The sequence below is a fragment of the Psychrobacter proteolyticus genome (assembly GCF_038155145.1).
Taxonomy (GTDB): Bacteria; Pseudomonadota; Gammaproteobacteria; order Pseudomonadales; family Moraxellaceae; genus Psychrobacter; species Psychrobacter proteolyticus_B.
Window position 1 is genome coordinate 95788 of sequence record NZ_JBAKAY010000006.1, and the last position, 13915, is coordinate 109702.

The following is a 13915-nucleotide window of genomic DNA, read 5'->3' on the forward strand; positions in this document are numbered from 1 at the left end:
GACCTATGAATATTGAAACTAATGAATATCGCCCTGTTGTCTAAAACGTCTCAATGTGAGAGCCTGTTTTAGACGCGCGCCAGTTTACCTTATTTTGGGTATAAAGCCTACGCATAGAACCGATTAGGCATCAACATAGGTAGCTAAATATCACCTATACATCTAAACCCTCTTCTATAATTTCTAACTGTCTTTATCATTCATAGACTAGTCACACTAATGACAACACATCATTACCCACATTAATTGCATTAATAACTGGACGCTCAGACAACTATTTAACAAAGATAAGCAGACGACTTCACCATTCAGCCTTGCAATTTTTTTCCTGAGCACCATTTATCTAAACATGAACCACGAACTTGACTTTACAAGTCTGGGGAACGAGGAAAAACATATGAGTGAACATAATATTGATAAAGACAACATCGACATCGATGTATCATCTGCCCTGAACACTGACACGACGTCTGATGCAAATACTGACACTGACGCTAACATCAGTGCTGACGCGAATAATGAGACAGAAAGCTCATCTACGGATGCGTTAAATGCCTCATCCAACACTGTCAAAGACAATGAAGATGAAAGCTATCTGCCACTGTTGGCGTTACGTGACGTCGTCGTCTATCCACATATGCAGATTGCATTGTTTGTGGGACGTGCGCCATCGGTGAAAGCGGTTGAGCTGGCACAGGCTGAGTATGGCAATAAAGTATTGGTAGTCGCGCAAAAAGACTCACTGACCGAAGATATTGATCAAGACAACTTGTATCAGTACGGTACGGTGTGCCGCATCGTCAGCACTATGCCACACGATAGCGATGAGAACTGCATTAAAGTATTGATCGAAGGTCAATACCGTGCTCGTGTCGATAACATAGAAGGCCATGACGATTTATTGATGGCGAGATTTGAGCGTGCCGACCTTGATGTCAGCATGGATGAGAGTCAACAGAAAAATACGATTCAAGCATTAACTACATTATTTGAAAGCTATGCAGATGCGCGACTTCGCAATGCACGTGAGCTGACTCGTGTGGCCAAACGTATTGACGACTTGCTTGAGTTGGTTTATTTCATCTCAACTCGTGTGTCGATGGACCTTGATATCAAACAGTCTTTCCTAGAAGAAGACGATATCAAAACGCATATCAATACCTTGACTGAATATTTGGTCAAGCAAAGTGCTGAGCAAAATATCGAGCAAGATATTCAAGATGCTGTCCGTCAGCAAATGGAAGACAATCAGCGCGAATACTTCTTGAACGAGAAGATGAAAGCCATCAAAAATGAGCTGTCAGATATGAATGACGGCGCGTTCGATGGTGAAGATGATGTGGCTGAGCTAGAGCAGCGTTTAGAAGATGCTGACCTGCCAGAAGATGTGCGCAAAAAAGCTGAGCAAGAATTCAAAAAGCTCAAAATGATGCCACCTGCATCAAGTGAATCATCAGTCGTACGCAACTATATTGAATGGATTTTGGACACGCCGTGGAATGCGACGACCAAAGTATCTATCAATCTAGACAAAGCTAAGACGGTATTAGACGAAGACCATTACGGTCTACAAGATGTAAAAGACCGCATTTTAGAATATCTCGCCGTACAATCACGCGTGAAAAAGCTTCGTGGCCCGATTCTATGTCTCGTCGGTCCTCCAGGTGTGGGTAAAACCTCATTGGGTGAATCAATTGCCCGTGCCACGGGTCGTAAGTTTGTGCGTATGGCGCTTGGTGGCGTACGTGATGAAGCAGAGATTCGTGGTCATCGCCGTACTTATATCGGTGCGATGCCGGGTAAAATTGTTCAGTCACTTGCAAAAGTAGAAGTCAAAAACCCGCTATTCTTATTAGATGAAATTGATAAGATGGCGCAAGACTTCCGCGGTGATCCAGCATCAGCGTTGCTTGAAGTATTGGACCCATCACAGAACGATACATTTAACGACCATTATTTAGATATGGACTTAGATTTGTCGCAAGTGATGTTTATCTGTACTGCCAACAGTATGGATATTCCACCTGCACTGCTTGACCGCATGGAAGTTATTCGCTTACCTGGTTATACCGAAGAAGAAAAAGTTAATATCGCACAGAAATACCTAGTGCCAAAAGCGATTAAGCAAAACGGTCTTAAAGAAGGTGAAATTGAGATTGTTGAAGCCGCATTGCACAGCATCGTGCGTAGCTATACGCGTGAAGCAGGTGTGCGTAACCTTGAGCGTGAAGTGAACAAAATCTGCCGCAAAGTGGTTCGCGGTTCGGTTGAAACTCATGGCGCGCGTGCTCCGAAAAAAGCAGAGCGTCAGCTAGTGACAGTCGATGACAAAAATATCGATGACTATCTAGGTGTGCATCAGTATGACTACGGTCTGGCTGAAGAAGAGCCTGAGATTGGTCGTATTACTGGTCTTGCATGGACTCAGGTCGGCGGTGAGCTATTGACCATCGAAGCGGTCGGCATGAAAGGTAAAGGCGAGCTTAGCTTTACCGGTTCACTAGGCGATGTGATGAAAGAGTCGATTCGCGCAGCCATGAGCGTGGTTCGTGCTCGCGGTGACAGCTTAGGTATCGACTACGAGACGTTTAAAACAACAGACGTCCATGTACATATGCCAGAAGGTGCCACGCCAAAAGATGGCCCATCTGCTGGTGGTGCACTGACGACAGCGCTAGTCTCTGCGTTGACAGGTATCGCTATCCGTCCAGATATTGCGATGACAGGTGAGATTACCTTACGCGGTAAGATATTACGTATCGGCGGTCTCAAAGAGAAGTTGCTTGCGGCACATCGCGGTGGTATCAAGCACGTCTTGATCCCAGCGACCAATGAGCGTGATCTGGCTGATATCCCTGATAACGTGAAAGAAGGCTTAACCATTCAGCCAGTTGCCACGATTGAGGAAATCTTAAAGGTTGCTTTGGTGAGTATGCCAACACCAATCAAACCTGCAAAAGTTACGGTTGATAAAACCTCTGGCAAAGCACTGCACAATTAATTGAACCTTTATTAAACTCGTCCTATAGATTAAGAAGCCGCTTATCACAATGATGGGCGGCTTTTTTATACCTGTTTGTTATTCATTTGCTTGCAGTTCATAGCCTTCTTAGTAGGTTTCTCACGCATTTAAAGCCATTTAATTTCAAGGGCTATTTATATTGTCTCGTTTTTCAAACCCATACGTTACTTACATTTATTAACTGATTGTTGCGCATTTGATGAATAACTATAGAGTTAGCTTGGCTATACTGACTCCGATGTTAACGAATATTGACACCGATTTACATAGAACAATAACGATAGATATTCGTGGCTTTCATAAAGATTAAAAATAACAACTCAAACAATTGGAGATAATAATGAATAAGACATTACTTGCAAGTACTCTATTATGTGGTTCAGCGTTAGCAATGACTGGTTGCCAAACCGTAGAAAGTCAAATGCAAACAGGCAATCCTTTAGCACAACCGACGCTAAAATCAACCATACAGACAGTAGATGGCGAGAAGAAAGAAGTTGGTCAAGTTTTCTTACGTCCAGTCGATGGCGGCGTACAAGTTTACGGTAAACTTACTAACCTACAGCCAGGTAGAACTGTCTCATTACATATCCACGAAACAGGCAGCTGTGACGTTATGGGTAAAGCAGCAGGCGGTCACTTCAACCCAGACAACAAGCCACACTCTAATCCAGATGATATGAATGGTCATGCTGGTGACTTGCCAAACTTAACTGCTAATGAAGACGGTGTTGCTACTATTAACTATGTGAACAAGAAAATCGCAGCGACTGAAGCAGGTAAATACAGCGTAAATCGTTTGGCCTTTATCGTACATGCTGGCGTTGACGACTATACCAGTCAGCCTTCAGGTAATGCAGGCGATCGTATTGGTTGCGGTATCATCGTAAAAAGCTAATACTGTCCAAACCTATGGACTTAGGCTAAGTCTGCAAACGTAGAAATGGCTTAAAAGAAATATTATAGTTCCAATAAAAAACCCTCTTATAATTTAAGAGGGTTTTTTATTGGAACTAACTATTAGGTTCGTTGAAGCCAATATAAAGCTAATACAAGAAAGACCAATGCAAATTGTACCTGTAGTACATTAAATGAGTCTGACGCTATAAAAGCACTATATTGGCTGTAACAATATTTACTCCTCTACCCATTCACCTTTACGCCAGTAAACACCCCAACGTGTGGCCTTGCCGTTTTTCTCAGAGCCGATATACTGCTCTTTCTTCTTACGTGACCAGCGCAAGATGGTTGGGTTACCTTCAGGATCTTCATCTGGCCCTGCAAACAGATACTGGAACTTATCTTCCATTTTGTCTTTAATTTCTCGTAGCTCAGCCAGCTTTGGCGGACGTGTCTCACGCACTTTCGGGAACTTAGACGCTGCTAAGAACATACCAGCTGCGCCTTCACGCAAGATGAAGTAATCATCATGCTTGGTCGACTTTAGCTCTGGCAGATGGATTGGATCCATACGTGGCGGAGCTGCTTCGCCTGTTTTTAGTACCTTGCGCGTATTATCACAGTTCTGACAAGCAAAGTACGGACCAAAGCGTCCTGTTTTAAGCTCCATCTGCCCATCGCACTTGTTACAGTCAATAGTTGGTGCATCTGAGCCAGGAACTTCAAACTTGCCTTCTTCTAGGATATAACCATCGCAATCAGGGTTGTTACCGCAAATGTGTAGTTTGAGGCCACCGTCCACGATGTAACCATTCATCGCCGTGCCACATTTCGGACAGCGTTTTTTCTCCATCAAATCTTTAACTTCTGCCGCTTCGTCATCACCTTCCGCATCATCTAGATTAGCGAATGCTTCAACTGGCATTAGATTTTTGGTGCCTTTACAACGCTCTTTTGGCGGTAAATTGTAGCCAGTACAGCCTAAGAATACACCTGTTGACCCTGTACGCAATTGCATCGGACGATCACAGATATCACAATGGACATCTGGCACGTCAGTTGGATCGTTTGGACGCATACCATCTTTTTCTTTGGCACGCTCTAGAGTGGTTTTGAACTCGCCATAGAAACTATCAAGCACATCTTTCCAGTCTTGCTCACCTTCTGCCACGTGATCGAGCTTGTCCTCTAACGCGGCGGTAAAGGTATAATCCATTAAGTCTGGGAAGCTAGCTGTCAATCTATCAGTGACGATATCACCCATTTTTTCAGCAAATAAACGCTTGTTCTCTAACTTCACATAGCCGCGATCTTGAATGGTTGAGATAATTGAGGCATACGTCGATGGACGACCAATGCCTTTTTTCTCAAGCTCTTTTACTAGACTGGCTTCAGTATAGCGAGGCGCAGGCTTAGTGAAGTGCTGACTCGGATCGAGCTTATCTAGATTTAGCTTATCGCCTTTTTTGACATCAGGCAGTAAAGTGTCGTCAGTCTTGGCTGGTGGCATGACTCTTGTGTAGCCATCAAATATCATGGTACGACCACGGGCTTTTAGCTCGATATCATCTGCACCTACAAACAGGTTCACTGATAGATATTTGGCAGGTAACATCTGACACGCCACAAACTGACGCCAGATTAGCTCGTATAGACGTATCGCATCACGCTCAACACCTTTGAGCTGTGTTGATTTCATATTGACATTAGAAGGACGAATCGCTTCATGCGCTTCTTGTGCGCCTTGCTTGTTACCATAGAAATTTGGTTTTTCTGGTACGTATTTTGCGCCATAGCTGTCTTCGATATGACCACGGACAGCAGCAAGCGCGTCACCAGACAAGAACGTCGAGTCGGTACGCATATAAGTAATATGACCCGCTTCGTATAGACGCTGCGCTAAAATCATTGTTTTCTTAACAGAAAATCCTAAGCGTGTGCTAGCAGCCTGTTGCAAGGTCGAAGTAATAAATGGCGCACTAGGACGTGATTGCGTTGGTTTCTCTTCACGCTCTTTGACGATAAAATCGCTTGCTTTGAGTATTTCTAAGACTTTATCGGTCTGCTCTTTATTACCAAGCTTTAGGGTTTTGCCACCTTGTTTGGTCGCCTCTAAGCGGATACCGATTTGCTCAGCGTCTGAGGTTTTTTTGGCTTTGCCATCAGCGATATGCGTATCAGCATGAATCTGCCAGTACTCTTCTGGAATGAACGCTCGAATTTCATGCTCACGTTCGACGACCAAGCGCATGGCAACTGACTGTACACGGCCTGCAGATAGCCCGCGAGCAATCTTTTGCCATAATAGTGGCGATACCATAAAACCAACAACACGGTCCAAGAAGCGACGCGCTTGCTGTGCGTTCACGCGGTCAATGTCTAATTTTGAAGGCTGTTTAAACGCACTCTGGATAGCTGACTTGGTAATCTCGTTAAAGACCACACGTTGATACTTGCTATCAGGGCCACCGATGACTTCTTTTAGGTGCCAAGCAATCGCTTCCCCTTCTCTATCCATATCCGTTGCTAGATAGATTTTGTCAGCGTCTTTGGCCAATGCTTTAAGCTCTTTGATGACTTTGGTTTTGTTTGGTAGTACTTCATAGACTGCCGCCCAATCATGCTCTGGATCTACACCCATGCGGCGTACCAGTGCTTGTTGCGCTTTCTCTTCTTTGGTCAGACTGTCATCTTTTTTAGCGGTCGTTGCTTTCTTTGCGCTTTTGCTCGCACTGACCGGCAAATCACGGACGTGACCGATACTTGAGCGTACGATAAAGTCATCACCAAGGTATTTATTAATCGTTTTTGCCTTGGCTGGTGATTCTACGATCACCAAAGACTTACCCTTTGGGCTGTCAGCAGCTGGTGCTGGACTTTTTTTGGTTGTGGTTTTTGCCATGTTTGACGACACCATAATATAAGTAAATTAAAAGTAAGGTTAAATTCAACAGCACGGCAATTTATGGAAGCGGATACTCATGGTTTGGCCATGGCTCAGCTATTTATAGTAATAATCGCTGCTGATAAAAAAGGTTATAAAACAAATAATAACCATAAAATAAAGATATAGTTATAAAGACGTTACACTGCTAAGCGTTAAACTGTCAACTTTAAATAATTTGAATATGACAAACCGCTTGCATATTGCCCTTTAATGGAGACGAAAAAACGCTTTACTAGGTTTATGCTTTTTTTTGCATCTGTAGCGCCCACTTCTCAAGGTTTTCTTTGAGCACTAATAAGTCCGCTTCGATCCGTTTTTGATGGTACGTAGGATTAGATGCTGGACGTACATAAGCAATATCTTCCCAATAAATAATAATGCTATTGGCCTTGGTCAATAGACCTTTAACAAACGGCTCGATACTTACTGGCAAATCTAACGGCACTTGATCCAAGCTAAAATCAGTCTTTTTGACTACTGGATTATTGCTGATTTGACTAGATCGAATCGCACTGGGAATAGTAAGCGTCTTATCATCTGTACTGGTATCGACAAAACTGCTGTCTGGTCGCCACTGCCCATCAATCACTTGATAACGGGTATGCGGCAGTTTAGTGTCTTCAAATATCAGGCAGTATTGTCCAAGCATACCTCGGCCATACTCATTGTCACGGCCTTTGATCCAATCAGGGCACGAAACGAGTTTTGGATTGAGCTGTAAACGACGTGCGGTCATACGCAGCTTATCCAAACGCTGATCGATACCGTTCGGTTTGAGCGCCATCATACTCCCTAATACGAATAGTACAATGATAACGCCAATCAATGTTCCCATGATGGTCTGGCCTTTTGACTAAATGAAAAAGATACTAAAAGATATAGAGGTAAATATCGCTAATAAACCGATGCTTATAAAATAGTACGTACAGATTTGCGGTTAGTACGATAACAAACAACGATATATAAGGGCTTATAATGAGCACGAACCATTAAAAATCAAGCGTTGTCATCCAATCGCGGTGCAACAGGTGCTTTTGAAACATATGACAATTTAGCAAGTTACGCTATTAAATCAGCTATTTAGCGTATACAAACTTACCGAGTACAGTACACTATAAAAACCAGATACGAAAAGTGGTCAGCGCAAAAAAGTGCTATGATAAACCATAATTTTAAACGCGCGCAGGTTTATTATGAATTATCTTATTGAGTCAAACTCATCAGGCGCTTATCACGCTCGCAAGCTGATGAATAAAGTCATGAGCAAAACAGGCATGAGCCTATCGCTACTTGGCGCGGTCATACTAACATTATCAGGCTGTGCCACGACTCAGAGCCTAACCCCGCAGCAATGTCAAAGCAGTAACTGGCAAGAAGTTGGCTATGCTGATGGCTCACAAGGTCGTTCAGGTGCTTACTTCGGTCACTATGCCAATAGCTGCGCCAGTGTTGGCGGAGCTAGTCCTAACCGTATCCAATGGGAACAAGGCCGTCAACAAGGTCTCAAAAACTACTGTACCGAACTTAACGCTTATAAGCTCGGTCGCGAAGGCTATGACTGGCAACCTGTCTGTCCGTTAGAAGGTATTGAGAAGTTAGAAGAAGCCTACTCCCAAGGGCGCTACTACTATATCCGTCAGCGCGATCTCGACTACTTACGCTCACCTTACCCATTTGGCTACAGACATGCAGGCTTCGGTTATGGCTATCGGCCATTTGGCTATGGCTGGTAAAAAAAGAAAACCTCACTAACGACTTAATTTGAGGTTTAAGTAGTTAATGAGGTTGGAGAAAATTTTATTATTTTAATTGTTTTTATTATAGCGGTGCTGGTTGTCTTGCTGGTTGGGCTATTGGTTTATCTAGCCAGTTTTCTACTATAGGGCTAAACCTACTAGCACTGACTCACAGTGCTTAAGTTATTCAATATCTAGCTACTAAGCTACTCATTCACAAATGCGATTTTAGTCAATCCAGCATTACTTGCCGCTGCCAAGACTTGAGCGACTGTATCGTACTTGCCTTCTTTATCTGCACGTAACTGTACCGCTGGATTCTTACCAGTCGCGCCTTGCTGCTGTAAGCGTGTCTCCAACTCTTCCATACTGATTGGATCACTATCCCAGAATATTCCTGCATCTTTATCAATACTGACTTGAATCGCTTCTGGCGGCGTTTCATTGAGCGCGGCACTAGTCTCTGGCAAATCTAAAGGCACCGTCGGATTCAGCACGGTCGCTGTCAATAAAAATATAATCATCAATACCAGCATGATATCGATCAGCGGAATGAGGTTCATCTCATCCATGCTTCGTACGTCATCATCACCCAATTGAAATGCCATAGTTACTCTCAATGCTTTTAGTTATTTTCACACAGCCAAGCCGTTTTTTGACGGTTTTTCGACTTGTCGTTTGAGCCTTTACAGACCTAGCGCTTGCAGCCTTAATGTTTACGGACCTAACGTTTACAAAATCAGTATCTGTAGAACTAGTACTATCTATAGCTGCTTTGGCACAGAATTACTGTAGTTATTGGTATGCTGCGTCTCACTCGTCGTTGAACGACTGCTTGGTGCAGCATGCACTTGAGAGACGCTAGTAGCATGGCTCGCAGTTACCTTGGTAGTATCCACAAGACCCGTTGATTGCGCCAATAAATCATGCGCTCTGTCGTTGGCTTGATACATTATGCGTCGATTGATACGTACTGCAAGGTTGTAAAACACCACGGCTGGAATCGCTACTGCAATACCAAGACCTGTCATAATCAATGCTTCACCGACTGGTCCTGCAACCTGCCCCAATCCTGCCTGACCACTCATACCGATGTTGTGCAAGGCATGGAAAATACCCCATACCGTACCAAACAAGCCAATGAACGGTGCAATCGCTGCCGTCGTGCCAAGAATTGGCAGACCGCGCTCACTAGCAAAACGATAGCGACCGATGTGCTTGAGTAAAGTTTGCTCAGTCACCAAACGGCGTGTGGCAGCATCAGTACCAACCAAATCAGACTGTCTAGCTTGCAATTGCTGACTCAAATCATCTGCTACATTGGTCGCCAGTTTGCGGCTTTGCAATACGCGGACGATACCTGTCACCCAAGAGAGAATAGATAACGCAAGCAACAAAAAGAACAACGTTTTCGTCACCATGTCGCTGATCTGCCAGTATTGCATAAAGTCCATGTCAGACTCCTTAATGTGTAATGCCATTACATGATACTGAGGTAAATATCATGTTTAGTTTTATAATGAAAAATGATCAATAAATACGTTGTTATAAAGTATGAACTATCAAGGAACCGCGTAACTGATCGGTAGGGTCACATCACCTACCACGGGTACGCCATTCTTAGTAAAGGGTTTGAACTTGCCAGATCGCACTTGACGTCGGGCTTCTTTGTCTACTAGCGGATTACCTGATGATTGAGCAACTCGCACGTTGTCGATGCCGCCTTGCTTATTGACTCGTAATGCCAATACAACGTTGAGCGTATCACCAGAACGGGCCCTACGTGCGGCGCGCTCAGGGAAACTAAAGTTTGGCTCAGATGCCCAGTTGGCTGAGCTAGCAGTAAAGCTCACAGGCTCATTACTCTGTGCTAAAGCAGCTGCTGCTTCCGCCTCAGCTCTTGCTTGTGCAGCGGCGGCCTCTGCGGCAGCCTTCGCTTGAGCGGCAGCTTTGGCATCAGCGACTCTTTTGGCTTCTTGCTCTGCCCTAGCTTGCGCCTCTTGCTCAGCTTTTCTGGCTTGTCGCTCTGATTCAGCTTGGGCAGCTGCTTTGCGCTGTGCTTCAGCTGCTGAGTTATCAACCTTTGGTTTCGGTAGCGGCTCTTTTGGGGCTACTTTTTGACTGGTATCAGGACGAGGCTTTTCTGACGCTATCACAGGCGTCACTTTCGGCTCTACATTTTTTACAACAGGCTCTTTTGGTTTTACTGGGATCTTTGCTGGTTGTTTCACCGGCTCTTTAGGCCTTGGTTCAGGTTGCGGTGCTGGCTGAACTTGTACCTCAGGCTGTACTTCTTTTTTGGCTGTGACTGTTTGTTTTTCTACTTCAGTTGAGACCGTTTTTGCCGGTAATGAAACAAACTTTATCTCAAGCGGTGATATCTCTTTTTTTGGCTCAGGTTCGAGTTCAGGCGTTTTTATTGCCACTAGTGCAATTGCGGCAAGCACATGGAGTCCTACGACTGCAACAATAGCTAGCAATAACGACTTAAGTGGTGGCGCGTCTAAATCCGTTGAACTCATAACAGCCTAATGTTTATTACTCAGAGTAGAATGGCGTAGATAATAATGCAAACGATAATTATTATCAATAATAATTTACAATATTTTCGCTATTTAATACATCTCTGACACATGGCATTGCTTAGTGGTTTTACCTATCAGAACGCTCATTTTCATGAACGTTACCTACCTTTATACCTCACTACTATGAACCTTATCTTTTCATCAAATGATACGTTGCGTTTAATATAATAAGTACTGTTAATAAAAACCATTATCATTTATATTGATAATGAGTCTCAACTACTTTATTATAACGGCTGTGTTGTCTACCCAAACTATTTTTATAAAAATTATTCGTATAAAAAGTGAGTAATTGGTACTGAGTAGACTATTTATTTTATGCTTTTTATCTCAAGCATCTTTTAGACTTAATATTTTTAGAGTCATTCATTTGCAATTATTTTAGACAATTGCTTAAACATTTTTTGATAGACCGAGTTCATTATGCCGACACCCTTATTATCTAGCAGATCTACCGTCTCTTTTTTCAAACGTCCATTACTGACTGCTGCCATGACAGCGTTGTTGGCTACGGTAGTGGCAGGATGTAGCTCGCCTGAATCAAATGACTCTGAGCCAGCAGACGCCAAAACTGAAAACCCAACGGCTGATGAATCACAGAACGTCGCCAGTAATGACGCTGTATCTGCTGAGAAAATCATGGTCAATACCGTAAAAGGTGATGTTGAGCTGGCTATGAACCCATCGCCACTTGTCGTTTATGACATGACGTTGATGCAAGATTTGGCGGCGCTAGATGTAGCAGTCGATGGTATGCCTGGTGGTCTACTACTAAAGAATCTACACTCAGAAACACAGCCTGATCCAAAATCGGTAGGTACTGTATTTGAGCCGGATCTTGAAGCGTTGAATGCAATGCAGCCGCAAGCTATTTTGGTTGGTTCACGCATGGCAGAAAAATACGACGAGCTATCAAGTATCGCCCCAACGTTAGACATGAGTATTGATACAGCTAACATTTACGCATCAAGCAAGCAGCGCCTACATGACCTAGGTGCATTGTTCGGTAAAAGCGATCAAGCCGCTAAGCTACAACAGAATATCGATGGACTCATCACTGAGACCAAAAGTCTAACAAAAGAAAATAAAGGCACTGGTCTAGTCGTCATGGTCAATGGCAACAAAATGTCAGCCTATGGTGATAAGTCTCGCTATGGTTTTATCCATACTGTGCTGGGCGTACCAATGGCAGATGACAAAATTGCCGATGCGCCTCATGGTCAGCCGATATCGTTTGAATATATCCAAAAAGCCAATCCAGATTGGTTATTTGTCATCGACCGTAGTGCTGCAATTGGTGAAGACGGTATTGGTGCCAAGGCCGTATTAGACAATCCATTGGTTGCCCAGAGCAATGCATGGAGCAAGCAGCAAGTGGTTTATTTGAGCCCAGATTCTTACTTAGCATTTGGCGGCTACTACCAGTGGATGCAGGATCTAACGACAATTAAAGATGCTTTTACTAACGCTAAATAACGTCGTTTTCTAGACAAACGACTGTTGCTCAAATAGACAATTATTACCGTTAACCCTGCTCATTTTTAAGCCAGTAGAGATTATGTCGTTATTTTCACACCGTACTCATGCTAGGCTCAAATCCAGTACTGCTCCATCAGCATCAAGTTGGCAGAGTGGTACTGGCAATGCGTTACATCGACGTACTGTCATACCACCGTGGTTCATCAATACAGCAAGCCTCATTCTTATGGGGCTTTTGGTGTTATTGAGCTTATCTATTGGGGTGGCTGACTTTTCGTGGTCAGGTATCTTGCAGAGTCTTCTGACGCAGAGTGCTAATTCTGATAGCTCATTGCTATTGGTTAGCCGTATACCGCGTACCATCGCCATTATTTTGACTGGCATTGCAATGGCTGTGGCTGGGATGATTATCCAAGTAGTGCTCAAAAACCGCTTTGTAGAGCCATCTATGGTTGGTGCGACTCAGAGCGCTGCACTTGGTTTGCTGGTGGTCAGTTTACTGTTTCCTGCAAGTGCGCTCATTGTCAAAATGGGCGTGGCAACTATCGCTGCCGTTTTTGGCATGATGCTATTTATGCTGCTCATTCACCGCATTCCGCCTACTGATTTTTTGATGATTCCACTGATTGGCATTGTCTTCGGTGGCATTATCGAAGCAGTCACTACCTTTATCGCCTATCGAACCGAATCACTACAGATGCTAAGTGTTTGGCAGTTTGGGGATTTCTCGGGCGTATTGGCAGGACGATATGAGCTGTTGTGGCTGACGGGTGCGCTGTGCGTATTGGCCTATATCATTGCTGACAAGCTGACCATCGTCGGATTAGGTGACAATATCGCCTTGAACTTAGGTATTAGTAAGCGTCAGGTCACTTGGATTGGCGTGGGTATGGTAGCCATGATGAGCGCTGTCGTGGTTATGACTGTGGGCATGATTCCTTTTATTGGGCTGGTCGTGCCAAACATTGTGAGCCGTCTAATGGGAGATAAGTTGCGTCGCAGCTTGCCAGCAGTGGCCTTACTTGGTGCTTCAGCGGTGTTGCTATGCGATATTATCGGGCGCTCTATTCGCTATCCATTTGAAGTGCCGGTCGCCACTATTTTTGGTGTGGTTGGTACAGTGCTATTTTTATGGCTGTTATTACGTGCACCAGCTGAGCAGTAGCACCATGTTTACTAACTGTGCTCACTTATTGTCGTTCATTTTTTGCCTTATTAGATAAGCTTGGCACCATAGGATTTTTGT

General features: G+C 43.9%; 10 protein-coding genes. 5 read left to right on the plus strand and 5 right to left on the minus strand.

Features of this window, described 5'->3' with window-relative positions; translation table 11 throughout:
- The first annotated feature begins 397 nt into the window (after window positions 1–397).
- Together lon and V6252_RS09050 are read left to right on the plus strand one after the other, a co-directional pair.
- Window positions 398–3001 carry an endopeptidase La gene (gene lon, locus V6252_RS09045; protein WP_341610156.1) on the plus strand — a complete coding sequence of 868 codons (2604 nt, stop codon included), beginning with the start codon at window positions 398–400 and terminating at the stop codon, window positions 2999–3001.
- Window positions 3002–3362: 361 nt separating this feature from the next.
- Window positions 3363–3920, plus strand: coding sequence for a superoxide dismutase family protein (locus V6252_RS09050; protein ID WP_341610157.1), 558 nt, complete (start codon window positions 3363–3365; stop codon window positions 3918–3920).
- A gap of 237 nt (window positions 3921–4157) precedes the next feature.
- Here V6252_RS09050 and topA read toward each other — a convergent pair whose 3' ends face one another.
- Both topA and V6252_RS09060 read right to left on the minus strand, forming a co-directional pair.
- The gene (gene topA, locus V6252_RS09055; protein WP_341610158.1) at window positions 4158–6824 is read right to left on the minus strand and encodes a type I DNA topoisomerase; all 2667 of its coding nucleotides are present in this window, start codon (window positions 6822–6824) and stop codon (window positions 4158–4160) included.
- Between the two features lie 283 nt (window positions 6825–7107).
- Window positions 7108–7704 carry a hypothetical protein gene (locus V6252_RS09060; RefSeq protein ID WP_341610159.1) on the minus strand — a complete coding sequence of 199 codons (597 nt, stop codon included), beginning with the start codon at window positions 7702–7704 and terminating at the stop codon, window positions 7108–7110.
- Window positions 7705–8062: 358 nt separating this feature from the next.
- On the opposite strand from V6252_RS09060, the gene V6252_RS09065 reads away from it, so the two are divergent.
- Window positions 8063–8602: a DUF2799 domain-containing protein gene (locus V6252_RS09065; protein ID WP_341610160.1), complete on the plus strand. Its 540-nt coding sequence runs from the start codon at window positions 8063–8065 to the stop codon at window positions 8600–8602.
- 209 nt (window positions 8603–8811) lie between these two features.
- Here the strand turns inward: V6252_RS09065 and V6252_RS09070 are convergent, their stop codons facing one another.
- From V6252_RS09070 to V6252_RS09080, 3 genes are all read right to left on the minus strand, one after another.
- Window positions 8812–9213, minus strand: a complete 402-nt coding sequence (locus V6252_RS09070) for an ExbD/TolR family protein (protein ID WP_025651314.1) — start codon at window positions 9211–9213, stop codon at window positions 8812–8814.
- Between the two features lie 156 nt (window positions 9214–9369).
- Window positions 9370–10059, minus strand: coding sequence for a MotA/TolQ/ExbB proton channel family protein (locus tag V6252_RS09075; RefSeq protein WP_296208443.1), 690 nt, complete (start codon window positions 10057–10059; stop codon window positions 9370–9372).
- A gap of 108 nt (window positions 10060–10167) precedes the next feature.
- Window positions 10168–11127, minus strand: a complete 960-nt coding sequence (locus V6252_RS09080; protein ID WP_341610161.1) for a TonB family protein — start codon at window positions 11125–11127, stop codon at window positions 10168–10170.
- A 486-nt stretch (window positions 11128–11613) separates the two neighbouring features.
- On the opposite strand from V6252_RS09080, the gene V6252_RS09085 reads away from it, so the two are divergent.
- Window positions 11614–12666, plus strand: a complete 1053-nt coding sequence (locus V6252_RS09085; RefSeq protein ID WP_341610162.1) for a siderophore ABC transporter substrate-binding protein — start codon at window positions 11614–11616, stop codon at window positions 12664–12666.
- Between the two features lie 82 nt (window positions 12667–12748).
- On the plus strand, window positions 12749–13834 hold the full coding sequence (locus tag V6252_RS09090) for an ABC transporter permease (protein ID WP_425355872.1): 1086 nt from the start codon (window positions 12749–12751) through the stop codon (window positions 13832–13834).
- The last annotated feature ends 81 nt before the right edge of the window (window positions 13835–13915 follow it).

Coding starts and splice junctions, on each gene's coding strand:
- lon (WP_341610156.1), top strand. CDS start 398: ATGAGTGAACATAATATTGATAAAGACAACATCGACATCGATGTATCA.
- V6252_RS09050 (WP_341610157.1), top strand. CDS start 3,363: ATGAATAAGACATTACTTGCAAGTACTCTATTATGTGGTTCAGCGTTA.
- topA (WP_341610158.1), bottom strand. CDS start 6,824: ATGGCAAAAACCACAACCAAAAAAAGTCCAGCACCAGCTGCTGACAGC.
- V6252_RS09060 (WP_341610159.1), bottom strand. CDS start 7,704: ATGGGAACATTGATTGGCGTTATCATTGTACTATTCGTATTAGGGAGT.
- V6252_RS09065 (WP_341610160.1), top strand. CDS start 8,063: ATGAATTATCTTATTGAGTCAAACTCATCAGGCGCTTATCACGCTCGC.
- V6252_RS09070 (WP_025651314.1), bottom strand. CDS start 9,213: ATGGCATTTCAATTGGGTGATGATGACGTACGAAGCATGGATGAGATG.
- V6252_RS09075 (WP_296208443.1), bottom strand. CDS start 10,059: ATGGACTTTATGCAATACTGGCAGATCAGCGACATGGTGACGAAAACG.
- V6252_RS09080 (WP_341610161.1), bottom strand. CDS start 11,127: ATGAGTTCAACGGATTTAGACGCGCCACCACTTAAGTCGTTATTGCTA.
- V6252_RS09085 (WP_341610162.1), top strand. CDS start 11,614: ATGCCGACACCCTTATTATCTAGCAGATCTACCGTCTCTTTTTTCAAA.
- V6252_RS09090 (WP_425355872.1), top strand. CDS start 12,749: ATGTCGTTATTTTCACACCGTACTCATGCTAGGCTCAAATCCAGTACT.